This is a genomic window from Bacillus sp. FSL E2-8868 (genome assembly GCF_038005505.1).
GTDB classification, from domain to species: Bacteria; Bacillota; Bacilli; order Bacillales; family Bacillaceae_G; genus Bacillus_A; species Bacillus_A mycoides.
On sequence record NZ_JBBOTI010000005.1, the window covers coordinates 53679 to 70367 of the forward strand.

Consider the following 16689-nt stretch of genomic DNA (forward strand, 5'->3'; position numbering starts at 1 on the left):
TGAACGCTACCAAAACGTTATGAAATGAAAATTCCATTGTTATACTCTTCAGCTGTTTATTTATTTCACGCCATTAAAGGTTAAATGAAATTTTTCACAACTTGATTATACCTTTTTTTCTATATTCCTTCTATTATCCGTACAGAAAAAGGCTGCCAATTTTGTAGTGGCAGCCTTTTTAATATATTATTCGTCTTTTTTAAATTGCTCACATTTCAGTTCTAATTCATCTAACATTGCAAGAAGACGATCTACATCCTCTAATTCTACCTCTTCTGGTTCAATCGTATCAATTACTTCAATGAACATATTTAAACGTTCTTTCAAATATACTAGTTGTGAATCTTTACCTTGAATTGCTTTTCCCATGAAGGCACTCTCCTTTTAATTCGAGTTGCTTTTATTATACCGCAAAAATGATTGCTATGGGCATGTAATTTCATCAATTTCGTCACAGTAATTCATTATAATGTAAGCCCTCTCTCTTTTTTCACAAAAAAGTTTCACTTTATAAAAAGCACATATTCTTCTATTATAGAGAATGGACAAATTGTTATTTCAATAGTCAAAGGAGTATTTCATATGACGATATCACAAATAATGAAGCCGATTACTCCTTCTTACGATCCATGGGAAGCGTATATGGACCTTGAAGAGTACGGCAAACTACTATTAACAAACGTTGAGTTTACAACGACGACGTTATGCAATATGCGTTGCGAGCATTGCGCTGTTGGTTACACATTACAGCCGAAAGATCCAAACCCGCTTCCGATGGAGCTTTTATTAAAACGATTAGATGAGATTCCTCATTTACGTTCTTTAAGTATTACAGGCGGAGAACCTATGCTTTCAAAAAAATCCGTCGACAACTATGTAACACCGCTCTTAAAATACGCCCATGAACGAGGCGTTCGCACTCAAATTAACTCAAACTTAACTATAGATTTAGCACGTTACGAACAAATTATTCCCTACTTAGATGTATTGCACATTTCACATAACTGGGGAACAATCGATGACTTCGTTGAAGGCGGATTTGCAATGATGGAGCGTAAGCCTACTTATGAACAGCGCGCTAAATTATTTGAAAGAATGATTACAAATAGTAAAGCCCTATCAGAGGCAGGTGTACTCGTATCAGCCGAAACTATGTTAAACAAACGAACTCTACCACATATTGAACATATTCACCGTCAAATCGTTGAAGAAATGGGCTGTAAACGTCATGAAGTTCACCCGATGTATCCGAGTGACTTCGCTAGCACACTTGAAATTTTAACAAAAGAAGAAATTCGAAATGCAGTTGAACATTTATTAGAGATCCGTGATGAAAATGTGTGGATGTTATTCGGAACATTACCTTTCTATGCATGTAGTGATAATGAACACGATTTAGCTACACTAAAGAAATTACATGAAAGTAAAAATGTAACTGTCCGCAATGATCCAGATGGTCGTTCTCGTTTGAATGTAAATATTTTTGATGGAAATATTATCGTGACCGACTTCGGTGATGTCCCGCTTCTAGGTAATGTACAAACAAATACACTACAAGAAGCTTACGACAAATGGTGTGACTCAAAAACAGCAAAATCATTAAGTTGCCATTGTCCTGCCGTGAAATGCCTTGGACCAAATGTTCTTGTAAAAAATAGCTACTATCCAAAAGAAGATTTCTTATCAAAAACATCAAACATTATGTTATAAAGTGAAACTTTAATCAGTGGGGGTTTTGTTCATCCCCCACTGATTATTAGCCCACACCAATCGGGAGTTTACGGGCAGCAGGGCCTCCCACCTAACTTCTTTGCTCCAGCCGAATTTTGAGGTGGGAGTTTTACTGCCCGCAAATAGCGGGATAAATAAAAAACGTCAGCTTATAGGCTGACGTTTTTTATTTCATTGTGCATGCGATGAAGAAACAAATTTAAAAAATAAATGATCATGAATTGGAATAGCGGCTCCGATTCCTTGTGATGTAATATTTTTCACGACAAGCTTTTTTTGATTCCCTTTTAACACAAGGTAGACTTCTCCAAATGTTACTTTTCCTTTTTCATTTACTGCTGGTGTATACGCATATAAATATCCAAGTTGACTTGGACTAATATTATAAACACGCTCATGTCCGGTACCATAACCAATGGTTGTTTTAAATGAAAGTGGCAATTGTACTTTTTCAAGCGCTTTTAGAAGCATCATTTTTTTCACATCTGTAGTGTCTTTCATATCTGCTGTTAAATCACCTTCGATTGTCTTTTGGGTTTCTTGCTTATAGCGAAGTGGGTATAAGCGATCCCCTCCACGATTATCATATACATTTCGATTTACTTGCTTATATTCCCAATTAATCGATGTGTCTATTGACTCATAATTTAATGCCCATTGCCCTAAATAAATTTTCGCTCGGTACCCTACTGCAAGCGGTGCATTCGAAATTGTCGTTTCATTAAACATTCGAATTAAATCTGGGTTTTCAATTTTGATATTTGCTGTTTTCAATAGTTCTTGCGCAAACTTACTTGGCTGTAAACGCGGTAAATCTTGTGCATCATTTGGAAATGTATTATCCTTTGAAATATTTAAAACAGATGAAGGCATTTTTACTTCTACCGTTGTCTTTGCAAAACTACTGTTAGGAAATAATAAAATAAACGAGACCATGGTTGAAAGACATATGCTGTATACTCGTTTCACCTGTCTGGCTCCTTCCTATGTAAAGGTATATAAATTACTGTATTTAGTGTTTTCCCTCTGAAGCATTGTTATCCCTATTTTTCATAATAAATAAAAACCAATTCCCATAATGACATACGCAGCTAATAAAGTGCCTCCTTCAAACCAGTTTGTATCCCCATCATTTGAAATAGCAATAGTTAAGAAAACAGCTGTAATCATGGAAACAAGCTCTGGTATTGTAAATACTAACGGCATCTTTTGTGCAAAAAACATCGAAAGAAGTACTAAAACAGGAGCAACAAACATGGCGATTTGTAATGTAGAACCTACTGCAATTTCAACGGCGATATTCACTTTGTTTTTATACGCCATAATAATTGCAGATGCATGTTCTGCTGCATTACCAACAATCGCAACGATAATAACCCCTATAAATAACTCTGACCAGCCAAATGACTTTGCAACCGTTTCAAAAGTATGTACGAGTGCCTCTGACACATAAGCAACTGCAAGTGTTGCTATCGCTAAAATGAGTAGCGCTTTAGCTTTGGACCACTCTGGCTCTTCCTCATGCGCTACTTCATCACTTTTATGTTGATATACACCACGGTGCGTAACTAACTTAAATAGCAATGCAGCAAGATACATAATGATCATGATAATAGAAACACCAATACTTAATTGATACGTCTTTCCAGCATCCATCTTCATTGAAAAAATCTCTGGAATAACAAAGGCTACGACAACAGCAAATATTAATAAAGCTGAATTATGTCTTGCATCATAAACATTGAAACTTTGTCTTTTATACTTAAGGCCACCTATAAAGAAGGATAACCCTCCTACCAGTAATAAGTTTCCAAGTACAGAACCAGTTAAGGAAGCTAAAACAACTTCTGTTAATCCTGCCTGGAGTGCAAAAATTGAAATGATAAGTTCCACGGCATTACCGAAAGTTGCATTTAATAAACCACCTATCCGAGGCCCAGAAACAATTGCTAAACTTTCTGTCGCCCTCCCCATAAAACCAGCTAATGCAATAATAGTAATGCAGTATACAGCAAACATAATAGTTTGTGGCCAATGAAGTGTTTTTCCGATTACAGAAAGTGGTACACCTATAAGCGCTACTATGAGAAATATTTTATTAAACATGCTTTTCATCCTTCCATCGTATGTATTTCTCCTCGATATTATTATTATTCATCTCCTAACTTGTCCGATTTCATCACAATTACGTTTAAAAAATCGGATTGAAGAAAACAGTATGAAAGATATTTAAATTATCTTGTCCAGACAGAAAAAATTATGAATTATGAAAAGAGGCTAAAAATATGCACTTAAAAGAAAAAATCGCAACTATTATTCAAGGTCAACGCACTGGTGTATTATCTACTGTACGTAACGATAAGCCACATAGCGCCTTTATGATGTTTTTCCACGAAGATTTTGTACTATATGTTGCAACAGATCGAAATTCAAAAAAGATAACAGATATTGAAAAAAACCCCAATGTACATGTACTACTTGGACGTGAAGGAAAGAAATTAGATGAGGATTACATTGAAGTTGAAGGCATAGCTTCCATCGAAGAAGATCAAACATTAAAAAACAAATTTTGGACTAATAGCTTAAAACGCTGGTTACTCGGTGCGGAAGACCCTAATTACGTACTAATAAAAATCAATCCCGATACAATTTATTACATCGATAGTGCTGGTACGACCGAGCCCGAGTTTTTACGACTATAAAATAAAAACAAGCCCCCCTTAGGTGGGCTTGTTTTGTCGAAAGGTTCTTCTGAAAAAAACAATAAAATAGGTGGAACTTTCTAAAGATTCTGTTATATAATAGCAGTAACTTAAATAAACTGTATTAAAACAGATTGAGGGGAGAAATTAAAATTGATGAAAAGAGAAGAACGAAAAAACATGATTGAGTTTATTGAAAAGAAAAAAGGGATTGAACGTGACGAATTATTATTTATGACGGATGATGAAGTAGAGCATATTTATAATGTAACGTACTTTTTATATGAAGAAATAGCAGAGTAGTATAATAAACCCCCACCTTATTAAAAATATAGGGCGGGGGTTTATTTCGTTTTTATACATGAGAATGATTTTCATGTATAATAATGTAAGATTGGAGGAGTTTCACTATGAGTTCATGGCTATTATTCGCACTATTATCAGCAATTGCTGCTGCCCTCGTATCTATTTTCGGAAAGATTGGCTTAGATGGAATCGATGCCAACGTCGCAACAACGGTTCGCTCTATTATTATGGCATTATTTATGGTAGGAGTTATTATTATACAAGGCAAATTTCAAAATATCGGTGATGTCCTCCTAAATAAAAAAGCACTGCTATTTATCACATTAAGTGGAATCGCTGGTGCTTCGTCATGGCTATTTTATTTTCTTGCGTTAAAAACAGGAAAAGTTTCACAAGTAGCACCTATCGATAAATTAAGTGTAGTATTTTCCATTATTCTCGCGATGATTATATTAGGTGAAAAGTTAAACTTTATGACCGGTATTGGTGTAGTCTTTATTACAGCTGGTGTAGTATTTATCGCTTTCAGCTAAAAAAACCGCTATTATTAGCGGTTTTTTCTTTTCCTTATGTAAATCCACACAATCAATATTACAATTGCCGAAACTAATAAAATCCATATTCCATAATGATGTAAACTATATTCAACAAAGCGCCACTTCTCTCCCAGTTTCCAACCTAAGCCAATAAAAACACTTATCCAAATTAGTGCACCACCGTAAGCATACAAACAAAATCGCCACAATGTTAAATTTGAAACTCCAGCAAAATATGCTGTTAAATGACGTACTCCCGGTATAAAGTAGCCAATCATTAAAAGAAATGGACCGTATTTTTCAAATAAAATATGTGTTTTTTCAATATGATTTTCCTTAATTCTAACTTTCGGACCATATTTTTTTAAAACAGGGAGCCCAAGTTTTAAACCTAATATGTAACTTAATGTAATGCCAAGCATTGCACCTGCCATTCCACTTAAAAAAGCAGCTGTTCCTGACATAACTCCTTTTGAAATGTTATATCCAATAAAAGTCAATAAAAACTCATCCGGTATAGGTAATCCAACAATCCCGCCAGCTAAAGCTATAATAATTCCAAAATATCCATAATGTGCGATTAACTCGCCAATATGTTGTTCCATTCGGAAGACACATCCTATACACGATCGTTATCCCATATTGTGCCCATTCTATCTTTAAGACAAACATGGTATACATATTCACTATACATTGTTTTTATAATGAACTCTACTTCTATTCCATTCCTTAAATAGAGATTTAATCAGTGGTTTTTTATCCATCCCCACTGATTATTAGCCTGAACCAATCGGGATTTTACGGGCAGCAGGGCCCCCACTTAACTTCCTTGCATTCGCTCAATTTTGGAGTAGGAGTCTTACTTCCTATAAATAGCGAGATAAAAAAATAAAAATTCATAGGCTTATTTTTTTGTTACAATAAAGGGAAGTTACTTTTTGCAACGGTTTAACTCTCAAGAAAAATGATATATCTAGCAAAAACATAGTTTGGTCTATATAATGCAACTTCTACCTATTAGAGTAACATGCACCCTTTTACATACAACATCATTTTTCTAAATTATACAGGGGGAACGAACATGACCATTGAAAAACAATTTATCCAAAAGATTTACTATAAAACATTTTTAACAGAAGACTCTTCCATTCCGGTAGCGGAAGTACTCGGTGAAGCATATATAAATGAATCAAAAAATGAATTCTCCAATATATCTAATATTCGCTTTGCACAAGGTGAAGTTTATTTTCAAACTAACGACTTTGAAGCCGCTATATTCAAATGGGAGAAAGTAAATAATGAACTTGCTCTCTGGGCTATGAAGAATATTGCAGATGCTTATTTCGAATTAGATTTCTTGCCAAAAGCAGAAGAAATTTATACATCTATCCAAACAGAAGATACAACTCTTACAATGGAAGTTTCCCTACAACTTCTTTCCCTTTATATAGAGCAAAATCGTTTAGGACTAGCATTTAAGACGATTAGCGAGGCTGTTGCATTTCAACCAGACTATCCAAATATTACTGCAATCGCTCGATCGTTCTATGAAAAACAAGAAGATTGGAATAATGCTATTGAACTCGCTGTTCAAGAAGGAATTCGAACAAAATCATTACACTGGTTCGATACTTTAATCAATTATGTGAACAGAGGCTTTACTAAAAAAATTAAACCTGAGTATTTCTATGAATCTTTAAAAGCCTTATATACAATTGATCAAGTTCAATTTAAAGAGCTTGTTATCTCACTTTGGAACAGCTATGAAAATGAATCATTCCATCTCCCTTGGATTCAAACAATAAATCACCTATTCTTACATGTTGAAGTAGATGCTCATGACGATTGGAATGAAATTTCTACTCGCTATCAAGAGACGTACTTCGAATTGATTACTGGACAACATTTCATGCACGAATTACAAGGACTTGTACCAGATTTATTAACAAATTGGTTTAGTTTAATGAGAGCGGAAGATTCTTTACTTGTCTCCGCAGCAGTATTAGCATGGAATGAAGTTTCACCGACAACTCTAGAATCATTACTCGTAAAAAGCGCAGGTGCCTTACTTTCAAATGCATCAGCTCATGCAAATGTTGATATGGCAGACGTATCAGCATTATTTGAAACGATTGCTGTATGGGCTGAGAAGAATGATGTAGATTTAGGTCATCAATTCACACTACTTGTTCGTGAGTTATACGATTTAACTGTTACACAACTTCTAGTAGCAGGAGCTAGCGATTATGATAAATCAGCCTTTATTAACTCTATACTAGGAGAAAATATATTAAATGAGGCTATAACAACTTCAATTACATTTAAAGATGATAGTCAAACTGAAATAACTGAGCTTACAGAACTAGATATACGAAATATACCAAACTTTGACGAACTTCATAACATACTAGCCGTACCTTCTCAGTCAAAACTAGAAAGAAAATGTATTGAAGTTAAATTACCAAGTAGATTTTTACGAAAAAATAAGTTTTCATTCCTTGTCACACCTACTGTGCATGGACAACTTGACAAAAACAGCTCTCACTTTGAATACTTACAGGCAGCAGATAGTCTCATCTATGTCCTAAATTCAGCTTCACCATTACATGATGAAGAGCTCGATACATTATTATATATTCGTGAGCAAGTACCAAATTTACAAATTAAATTCGTCTTACAAACAATTGATACGAATACTAGTGAAAATATCACGAACAGCATTAAAAAGAAAATACTCATACATTTCCCAGAAGCACACTTTTTCCCTTACTCTCCTTCACAAGAGAGTAGTGAACAGCTAGGTAATGTAACAGACTCTATTCTTTCTAACCTTACTCAGCGTAACATGGAAAAAGAACGCATTGAAAAATTATTATGGTTTATCCAAAAAACAATTGCATACCTTGTAAATGAACGTGTGGAATTAGAAAATACGTTAGTGAAATCCGTTCGCTGGAATAAACATATTTTAGTAAAACTTGATGGTTTTATTAATAATCTTACTGCCATTCAAAAAGATAAAATTCGTTCTATTACAGAATCTTATCTCTTAACGAAAGAAGAGATTACGCAGGATATACATTCTCAAATTCCTGAATTGTTGCAGAGTTGCTCTGACCTCGTTCAAGAAGATAGTGATTTCAAACTGGTCCATGAAGAACTAAATGTAGCAATGAATGAAAGAATTCAAAAACATGTACAGCAAGTGCTTCTTCCTAAATTTACTGGGTCTATTCAAGAATGGATTGAAACTGCTCATAATGAATTCATTCAAGCTCAGGCTTATTTAGATGAAATGAGCGATACCTTTAATAAGCTCTATGAGGAAGAGCGTATTAAACTTCCTTGTGATTTCAAATTACTAGATGACTGGGATAGAGATGTTGCAAGAATGACGAATAGAATTACAGTAGCTAACATCAATATTTTATTACGCTTTACACCGACACAATTTTTCTTAAAGAGTGCAGGGAAATTATTCGGTAATATGCAAAAAAATCAATCTATGCTATCAAATAAATATAAACAATATATTGAAACAGAAGATTATACAGAAGTTGCTCAGATGATTTCAAAACAATTCTTCCTTCAATTTGAAGTATTTGAAGGTGCGCTAGAACGGGATATCATGATGTTCTTTAAAGACCCTCTTAGCATATTGAAACAAACCGTAGAAGCGGCCCAACTTGAAATACAAGAAGATGAGCAAACATTAACAAAGCTAAGAACAAACCCAGAAACTTATCATGATCCTTTAACACTCTTTAAATTGCAATTGTTACAACGAAAATTCATGTTAAATATCGACCAAAATAATGAACATATTGCTTCACAAGAAACAATAAATAAAACACCAACTGTTTAAATAAGAAAAACCAAGCAACTAATTCGCTTGGTTTTTCTTATTTTTAATCTACAATTTTCACATGTTCAAATGGATAATATATCGCCATGAACTTTCCTAATACTTCTGTTCTATCAATGAGCCCTAAGCCGTTCCTACTATCCCTACTAACTAAACGATTATCTCCCATCACAAAAATTTTATTTTTAGGAATTGTAATCGGTCCAAAATCTTCAGTTAAATTGATAAGTAATTTTTCTGCCTGTTTTTTATTATTCTTTAAATACTCTTCATTTTTCACTTGATGATTAACATATAATTGATCATTCTTCATCTCAATTACATCTCCTGGTAATCCAATAACTCTCTTCACATAGAAATTATCTGTCTTCACGACAATAATATCCTCTCTCTCATAACTTTCAAATCTCTTTGCAAGTTTATTAATAATTACTTTATCTCCATCTTGTAACGTCGGCCTCATCGATGCTCCTTTTACAGTCGTAGGGAAAAACAAAAAGATTTTTGCCAAAAACACTAATAAACATGCAATTGCAATTATTTCAAAGAATTCACGCAAACGTTTTTTCTTTTGCATCATTCCACCATCTCATCATCTTTTTATTTTTATTATAAGTACTCCGACTGGTTAATTTCCACAAAATTCTGAATTATAACATTAGAATATTACAAATATAAAAATAACAATCCCTATAAATTCACTATTTTTATATACTATGTTTTTCATCTATCAAACAGGACTTTTCCTATGAAATTTATGCTTAGAAAGTATAAGATACTGCACAAATTAAACAAACAAATATAATAGCATAGCAATAAAAAAGATACTCTCAAAATAGTCTATCAACTATTTTTGAGAGTATCTTTTTATAATCCTACATATACAATACACATCTGCGCTGCGACATATGTAAACCAAATCCAAAGCGGTTCATACTTCAGTTTGCGCCCTCCGATATCTGTCACGCCGATAATAAAATCAGAAATCACAAACAGTAAACCACCAAGTGCTGGTATCCACCATATTCCTATATTCTCGTAATATAAGGCGAATGCAAAACATGCCATTCCTCCAACCCACAAACCGTAAATTAGAGCGCCTATTGTAAAAAGTTTGTCTTGTTTTTCATTTCGAATAAAGAAAAACCACCCTATAATTAGAAAGAGTCCGTATACGAATAAACCGATCCAAAAACCATTCCATGAAATACCTGTTTGTAAAAATGCTTTCACATAGAAACAATGTGCAAGAGCGAAAGTAACCATTCCTCCAATTAATCGATGACCAATTGGAATTAATCCTGCCATAAATAAATCCCCTACAGTTGATAAAGTCATACCGAGTGCAACCCACGTACTGTACTCAGCCGATGGATCTTGTAACCATATCCAAATTGCACTTCCTGTTAAAGAAAAACTAAGAATAAGACGAACTGCTAAAGGTAACGGCATATTATTTCTCGTTCTCTTCGTCTGTCCTATTGCATAAATTGCTCCCATTAAAAAAAGAATAATTTGCCCGACTAACACAATGTAAAGTACATTCATAATATGTTCTCCTCAATAAATGCTTTATTCTATCTTTTTTCGTTACATATATCACGTTCTCCTTTTTCTATGTAAAAAAAGAAGAACAATACTGTTCTTCCATTTTAATCGTTTTTCTGTTCTCTATGCTACTTGTTTTTCTTGCTCAACTTTCTTTTTAACCGGGTTACGATTTACTACAATAATTCCCGCTGCGACACATGCTAAACCAAATAGTACAAAGGAATGGATTGCTTCCCCTAAAATTAGACTTGATAGTAGCACACCAAACACTGGTATAAAGAACATATACATCGAGACTTTCCCTACTTTGTTATACTTCATAATTGTATTCCATATACAGAATCCAGCTGCTGATAAGAACGATAAATATATGAGCATAAGTATTGCATGTAGATTAAATGTGAATGGCATCATTCCAACTTGAAATGCACCTATACATAGCAACCCAATTGATCCGAAAATCATCTGATATGCTGTCATATACCCAATATCTAATGTTTTACTACCTTCTTTCGCTAATATGTTTCCATACGAATACATCATGGCTGCCCCAAGAAGTAATAAGCTACCTATTCCAAAATGAAATGATAAACTTCCATCACTCGGTACATTCACTAAAATCACACCGCAAAAACCGATAGCTACTCCAATTACTTTTCGCCTATTTAGAGCATCATCTTTATATAAAAAGTGTGCGAGTAAAATTTGAAAGAATGATGATGTTCCTGAAATAATCGCTCCTTCAATTCCTGAGCTATAACTCATTCCAATATAAAAACATATATATTGAAGAAAAGTTTGAAACAAGCCAATTTGAACTAACTGCTTTCCTGTTCCTTTTTTGAACTTCATATCTTTTCCTAACGCTTTAAAAAATAATAAGAGCATTACACCAGATAAGAAAAAGCGATAGCCAGCAAATAATATTTGTTCCCCGACTTCTTGTGGCTGAATTCCAAGTTCAGCATAGCTTAATTTAATAAAGGGAAATGCGCTTCCCCATAAAAATGTTGCTACTATTGCAGCAATAAACACGCCAATCGGATGGGTAAAAAATTTCTCTGTCTTCAACTTGATGTCTTCCTTTCCGACCTTTTTATGAACAATATTCATATATACCAAAGGAAATGCGAAAACACAAGTTTTCAGTTTATCCCGCTATTCGCCGGGCAGTAAAACTCCCACCTCCAAATTCGGCTGGGGCAAAGAAGTTAGGTGGGAGCCCTGTTGCCCGTAAAATCCCGATTGGCGAGGGCTAATAATCAGCGTGGGATGAACAAAACCACCACTAATTAAAGTTTCACTTTATACTAAAACAAAAACATATCATCTAAGAAAAACATATGCTATACTATAGAATAATTACAACATAATAACTATTAAAATCAGATTCAACAGAAATGCTGCTATCCATTATGGATGGCAGCTTTCGTCGTTTTATAGGGGTTTCGATTTTGATTCTTTTTCTCAATAAGAATTCGGAAGGAGCGAGTATTAATGAACGCAGAAGTAAAAACATTACAAGCACAAAAAGATATTTCTAATCCCTCTTTATGGGATACATTAAAGAAACATTATGAACTTATATTTGCAATCGCATCTGGTATTTTTATTTTAGCTGGTTGGTTATTCACAAAAAATGATGTAATAAGTGCAGGTATTACTTTATATATCCTTGCTTATGTAATTGGAGGATTTGCAAAAGCGAAAGAAGGTATTGAAGACACAATTGAAGAGAAAGAGCTAAATGTTGAAATGCTCATGATTTTTGCAGCTATCGGTGCCGCAGTTATTGGTTACTGGGCAGAGGGTGCTATTTTAATCTTCATCTTTGCATTAAGCGGAGCAATGGAATCTTATACATTAAGTAAAAGCCAAAAAGAAATTTCAGCGCTTCTTGATCTACAACCTGAAGAAGCATTACGTATTTCAAACGGAACTCCGGAACGTGTTCCAGTTGAACAATTACAAATTAACGATATTATTTTAATTAAGCCAGGTGAGCGAGTTCCTGCTGATGGCACAATTCATACTGGTGAAACAAATATTGATGAAGCTGCTATTACAGGAGAACCCATTCCGAATGAGAAAAAATTCGGCGATGAAGTATTTGCCGGCACTGTAAATTTACGTGGTGCTATTGAAGTTAAAATTACGAAGCCGAGCGATCAAACATTATTCCAAAAGATTATTCGTCTCGTTCAAAGTGCACAAAGCGAAAAATCCCCATCACAACTATTCATCGAAAAATTTGAAGGAACATACGTAAAAGGTGTACTACTTGTTGTTGCTCTTATGATGTTTGTTCCTCATTTCTTACTTGATTGGAGTTGGAATGAAACGTTTTATCGCGCGATGATCTTACTTGTAGTCGCTTCTCCTTGTGCGCTAGTTGCAGCCATTACACCGGCAACTTTATCAGCAATTTCAAACGGAGCGAGAAACGGTATTCTCTTTAAAGGTGGTATTCATTTAGAACGTCTAGCTTCAGTAAAGGCGATTGCCTTTGATAAAACAGGAACATTAACACAAGGAAAACCTACTGTAACAGATGTATATGTTCGAGAAGGCATAGCAGAAAGTGAAGTACTTTCTATTACAGCAGCGATTGAAAGTCACTCTACACATCCTTTAGCAGAAGCGATTGTTAAATATGCAAAACATGCTTACGACATTACGATAAAAAAACCAGAAAACGTTGAAGATGTAACTGGTTTTGGATTAAAAGGAATATTAGAAAACAAATCTTATAAAATTGGTAAAGCTGATTTTATTGGAGAAGAAACAAAGACATTTCATAATGGCATTTCTGCTTCACTTGAAAAAGAGGGGAAAACTGTCGTTTATATTAGTGATGAGGATGGTATTCTTGGACTGATCGCTTTAAAAGATACCCTTCGCCAAGAAACGATAGCGGCTATTCGTGATTTGCAAAGCATTGGTGTCGAAGCAATCATGATTACTGGTGATAATGAAGAAACAGCAAAAGCAATTGCCAATGAAAGTAATATAAAAGAATATTACGCATCATGTTTACCGGAAACAAAAGTTGAAACGATAAAGCAGTTAAAAGAAAAGTACGGCATAGTCGCCATGGTTGGAGATGGTATAAACGATGCACCTGCACTCGCTACTTCTAGTATTGGTGTTGCAATGGGTGAAGGAACAGACGTAGCATTAGAGACTGCAGACGTTGTTCTTATGAAAAACGAATTATCTCGTCTCTCTCAAGCAATCCGTTTATCAAAACGAATGAACCGTATTGTGAAGCAAAACGTTATCTTCTCTTTAGCTGTCATTGCAATGCTGATTTGTTCTAATTTCTTGCAGTTTTTAGCTCTTCCATTCGGTGTTATTGGACATGAAGGAAGTACCATTCTTGTAATCTTGAATGGCTTACGATTATTAAAAGGAAATAAGTAACGGGTCCCTGATAAAGGACCCGTTTTTTTTAATGGTAGCTATTGTGACCGTTCGCACTACTGCTCGTTTTATGCTTTGGATGCGAACTGCTCTTTTGTTTATTATTACTTTTATTATTGTGGTTCTTTTTATTATTACTCATGAAATATCCCCCCTGTTCCCTTTTATTATGGAACAAGAGCTCATTTTTCATTACGGGAATTATTGTCACCCGTTCTATAATGATGGAGTAAACCATTAATTTCACCGCCAAGTAAAATTACCCACGCAGTTAAGTAAAACCATAACATTAAAATAATGATACCACCGAGACCACCATATGTATTAGCGTAATTTGCAAATTTATCTACATAATAGGCAAATGAGTACGATACCACAATCCATCCTACAGTAGCAAATATTGCTCCCGATATGACTTCTCTTCGCTTTAATTTCCGATCAGGCGCAAATGTATATAAAAAGCTAAGCAAAGCGATTAAGACAAAGAAACTTGCTACTAAACGCGTAATACTCCAAACATAAGAAAAACTATCCGATAAACCAATTGCTTTAAACACGGCTGCCCCAATCACTTGTCCAAATACTGGGACGATTAGTGCAAACACAATCATAAAAATTATCGCTAACGTGAACACGATAGATAAAGCTCTTGTTTTAATAAAGGAACGGGTTTCTGTTACATCATAAGCGCGGTTAAAAGCGTTCATAACCGCATTCACCCCGTTTGAAGCAAACCATAACATCGATAGTAAACCGAATGATAATAAACCACCATTTTGTTCGTTTACAACTTTATCTACGTTTACTTCAATTAAGTTCATCGCATCTTCTGGTACGTACGGTTCTAATAAATTGAGCACACTTTCTGTTTGAAGGTCAATAAAGCCAAGAAGCGTAATTAAGAAAACAAGCCCAGGGAAAATCGCAAGCAAGAAGAAATAAGCGAGCTGTGCTGCTAAGCCCGCTACATCATCGCGCATCGTCCGGTCATATAAATCTTTCCCAAACGAAAAAGTGCGATTTCTTTTTGCTTTTTCTAGAAATTTCCTCATATTTTTTAGACGCTTTTCTTCTCTTCTTTATTTTGCTTTAGCTCAATGTATGCTTCAGTTTTTTTTTCCTCTGCATTTGAGTCCTTCATAAATAATTCACGCGCTTCTTTCATACCACCATCTTCAGCTACTACTGGCTCTTCTTCTGCTTTAAGCTCATCTACCTTTGGAGATACAGCTTGAATTTCAATCGTTTCCGGCTTTTCTACTGGCACGATTTTTTTCTTACTAAAAATTTCTTTCGTTTCTTTTAACGTTTCTACAACAGACGGCGTCAATTTTTTGATTTCTGCTACTTTCGCTTTTACTACATTGAAATCAGCAAGTTCGCGTCCTTTATCTGTAACAGTTTGCACTTTTTCTTTTATCTTCGAATTTTCACCAATTTCAATCATCTTTGTTTTTGCTTTTTCTGCCGTGTTTTTTACTTTTTCACGGTTTTCTTTCTTTAACATAGATACAGCTACACCTGCAGCTACACCAATCGCAATGTTTCGAGCAATATTATTTTTCTTTGCCATATTCCTTCACCCTTTCATTTCTTATATTAGAAAGTATTACTTTCTAAGCTTCCTCATATTCCTTGTTCATTTCGAATGAAAGCTACTAGCTTTGCACACCCTTCTGTTACAAGGTCATACACTTCTTGGAAGTTCCCTGTAAAGTAAGGGTCAGGAACGTCTGTCCAGCCACCGTCTGGAACAAAATCGGACAGTCTACCAATATAGCCTTCAGTTTTACCAAAACTTTTTAAATCCGCTATATTCTTGTTGTCCATGGCAATAATATAATCAAACTTTGTTAAGTCTTCTTTTTCTACTTGCCGTGCTTTAATTCCTTCAAAAGAGACTTCATTTTCTTTTAAAATTTTTTTTGTTCCTTTATGTGGCGGATGACCAATATGCCAATCTCCAGTTCCTGCAGAATCAATGACAATTTTCTCTTCGAGTCCCTCTTTTACGACAAGATCCCGAAAAATTGCTTCTGCCATTGGAGAACGACAAATGTTCCCAAGACAAACAAACAATACTCGGACCATATTTTTGTTTCTTCCCTTCTTGGTGCATTTCTTACTATATACTTATATAGTATAAACAACCAATTATTAATTATAAAGGAAATCCCTACTAATTTAATAGGATTGAAAAGTTTCATTAACGAAAATGATAAAAAAATGTTAAGATAACCTTATGTTATTTTAAAGGGGGACACTTCGGTGGATTTATCCGTAAAATCAGAAGCAAACGTTGAATATATGGTAGAAGCTATTAAAGAAAAATTACGCATGGTTAATGCTGGAGCAATGAGAGCTGCTAGTTTTAACGAAGAAATGTACGAGGACTTACGTGACATTTATGAGCACGTTATGAAACGTGAAACATTCAGTATTAGTGAAATGCAAGCTATTACTGAGGAATTAGGTACATTAATTAAAAAATGACAAAGAGCCTCACGTATTCGAGGCTCTTTTAATTTCAACAAATTCATGACAACTCTTCTCTTTTCCTCCTCACATTCTAAAT

At 34.6% G+C, this 16689-nt stretch carries 17 protein-coding genes; 7 read left to right on the forward strand and 10 right to left on the reverse strand.

The features are described 5' to 3' along the window. Window positions 1–186 precede the first annotated feature (186 nt). Window positions 187–369, reverse strand: a complete 183-nt coding sequence (locus NSS74_RS27075; protein ID WP_002010264.1) for an SE1561 family protein — start codon at window positions 367–369, stop codon at window positions 187–189. 213 nt (window positions 370–582) lie between these two features. On the opposite strand from NSS74_RS27075, the gene yfkAB reads away from it, so the two are divergent. After that, on the forward strand, window positions 583–1710 hold the full coding sequence (gene yfkAB, locus NSS74_RS27080; RefSeq protein ID WP_002125019.1) for a radical SAM/CxCxxxxC motif protein YfkAB: 1128 nt from the start codon (window positions 583–585) through the stop codon (window positions 1708–1710). A 192-nt stretch (window positions 1711–1902) separates the two neighbouring features. On the opposite strand, the gene NSS74_RS27085 is transcribed toward yfkAB, so the two are convergent. After that, window positions 1903–2700: a YfkD famly protein gene (locus NSS74_RS27085; protein ID WP_002125017.1), complete on the reverse strand. Its 798-nt coding sequence runs from the start codon at window positions 2698–2700 to the stop codon at window positions 1903–1905. A gap of 81 nt (window positions 2701–2781) precedes the next feature. Beyond that, window positions 2782–3837 (reverse strand): calcium/proton exchanger, encoded by a 1056-nt coding sequence (cax, locus tag NSS74_RS27090; RefSeq protein ID WP_002140269.1) that lies wholly within the window; start codon window positions 3835–3837, stop codon window positions 2782–2784. A gap of 179 nt (window positions 3838–4016) precedes the next feature. Between cax and NSS74_RS27095 the strand changes: the two genes are divergently transcribed. The 3 genes from NSS74_RS27095 to NSS74_RS27105 all read left to right on the forward strand — a co-directional run bounded on the left by NSS74_RS27095 (window position 4017) and on the right by NSS74_RS27105 (window position 5272). Then, the gene (locus NSS74_RS27095) at window positions 4017–4433 is read left to right on the forward strand and encodes a pyridoxamine 5'-phosphate oxidase family protein (protein WP_002140268.1); all 417 of its coding nucleotides are present in this window, start codon (window positions 4017–4019) and stop codon (window positions 4431–4433) included. Between the two features lie 156 nt (window positions 4434–4589). After that, on the forward strand, window positions 4590–4736 hold the full coding sequence (locus NSS74_RS27100; RefSeq protein ID WP_000817786.1) for a BH0509 family protein: 147 nt from the start codon (window positions 4590–4592) through the stop codon (window positions 4734–4736). 107 nt (window positions 4737–4843) lie between these two features. Continuing rightward, window positions 4844–5272: an EamA family transporter gene (locus NSS74_RS27105; RefSeq protein ID WP_002140267.1), complete on the forward strand. Its 429-nt coding sequence runs from the start codon at window positions 4844–4846 to the stop codon at window positions 5270–5272. Between the two features lie 14 nt (window positions 5273–5286). Here the strand turns inward: NSS74_RS27105 and NSS74_RS27110 are convergent, their stop codons facing one another. Continuing rightward, on the reverse strand, window positions 5287–5880 hold the full coding sequence (locus NSS74_RS27110; RefSeq protein WP_002140266.1) for a DedA family protein: 594 nt from the start codon (window positions 5878–5880) through the stop codon (window positions 5287–5289). A 476-nt stretch (window positions 5881–6356) separates the two neighbouring features. On the opposite strand from NSS74_RS27110, the gene NSS74_RS27115 reads away from it, so the two are divergent. Then, the gene (locus NSS74_RS27115) at window positions 6357–9140 is read left to right on the forward strand and encodes a tetratricopeptide repeat protein (RefSeq protein ID WP_340814696.1); all 2784 of its coding nucleotides are present in this window, start codon (window positions 6357–6359) and stop codon (window positions 9138–9140) included. A gap of 43 nt (window positions 9141–9183) precedes the next feature. Here the strand turns inward: NSS74_RS27115 and lepB are convergent, their stop codons facing one another. The 3 genes from lepB to NSS74_RS27130 all read right to left on the reverse strand — a co-directional run bounded on the left by lepB (window position 9184) and on the right by NSS74_RS27130 (window position 11762). Further along, window positions 9184–9720 (reverse strand): signal peptidase I, encoded by a 537-nt coding sequence (gene lepB / locus NSS74_RS27120; RefSeq protein WP_002010249.1) that lies wholly within the window; start codon window positions 9718–9720, stop codon window positions 9184–9186. Window positions 9721–10007: 287 nt separating this feature from the next. Then, window positions 10008–10688 (reverse strand): lysoplasmalogenase, encoded by a 681-nt coding sequence (locus NSS74_RS27125; protein WP_002029577.1) that lies wholly within the window; start codon window positions 10686–10688, stop codon window positions 10008–10010. 123 nt (window positions 10689–10811) lie between these two features. Further along, complete coding sequence (locus tag NSS74_RS27130) at window positions 10812–11762, reverse strand: DMT family transporter (protein WP_002125011.1); 951 nt, start codon at window positions 11760–11762, stop codon at window positions 10812–10814. Between the two features lie 426 nt (window positions 11763–12188). Here NSS74_RS27130 and NSS74_RS27135 point away from each other — a divergent pair, with 426 nt between their 5' ends. After that, entirely contained in the window at window positions 12189–14114 is a 1926-nt protein-coding gene (locus NSS74_RS27135) for a heavy metal translocating P-type ATPase (protein ID WP_098636254.1), read from the forward strand. A gap of 182 nt (window positions 14115–14296) precedes the next feature. On the opposite strand, the gene NSS74_RS27140 is transcribed toward NSS74_RS27135, so the two are convergent. From NSS74_RS27140 to NSS74_RS27150, 3 genes are read right to left on the reverse strand one after another with little or no spacing between them, the layout of a single operon-like run. Further along, window positions 14297–15166 carry a YihY/virulence factor BrkB family protein gene (locus NSS74_RS27140; RefSeq protein ID WP_340814697.1) on the reverse strand — a complete coding sequence of 290 codons (870 nt, stop codon included), beginning with the start codon at window positions 15164–15166 and terminating at the stop codon, window positions 14297–14299. A 5-nt stretch (window positions 15167–15171) separates the two neighbouring features. Continuing rightward, the gene (locus NSS74_RS27145) at window positions 15172–15687 is read right to left on the reverse strand and encodes a DUF4075 domain-containing protein (RefSeq protein ID WP_002063654.1); all 516 of its coding nucleotides are present in this window, start codon (window positions 15685–15687) and stop codon (window positions 15172–15174) included. 53 nt (window positions 15688–15740) lie between these two features. Continuing rightward, window positions 15741–16205, reverse strand: coding sequence for a low molecular weight protein-tyrosine-phosphatase (locus tag NSS74_RS27150; protein ID WP_002140258.1), 465 nt, complete (start codon window positions 16203–16205; stop codon window positions 15741–15743). Window positions 16206–16382: 177 nt separating this feature from the next. Between NSS74_RS27150 and NSS74_RS27155 the strand changes: the two genes are divergently transcribed. Then, window positions 16383–16607 carry a DUF1128 domain-containing protein gene (locus NSS74_RS27155; RefSeq protein WP_002010236.1) on the forward strand — a complete coding sequence of 75 codons (225 nt, stop codon included), beginning with the start codon at window positions 16383–16385 and terminating at the stop codon, window positions 16605–16607. The last annotated feature ends 82 nt before the right edge of the window (window positions 16608–16689 follow it).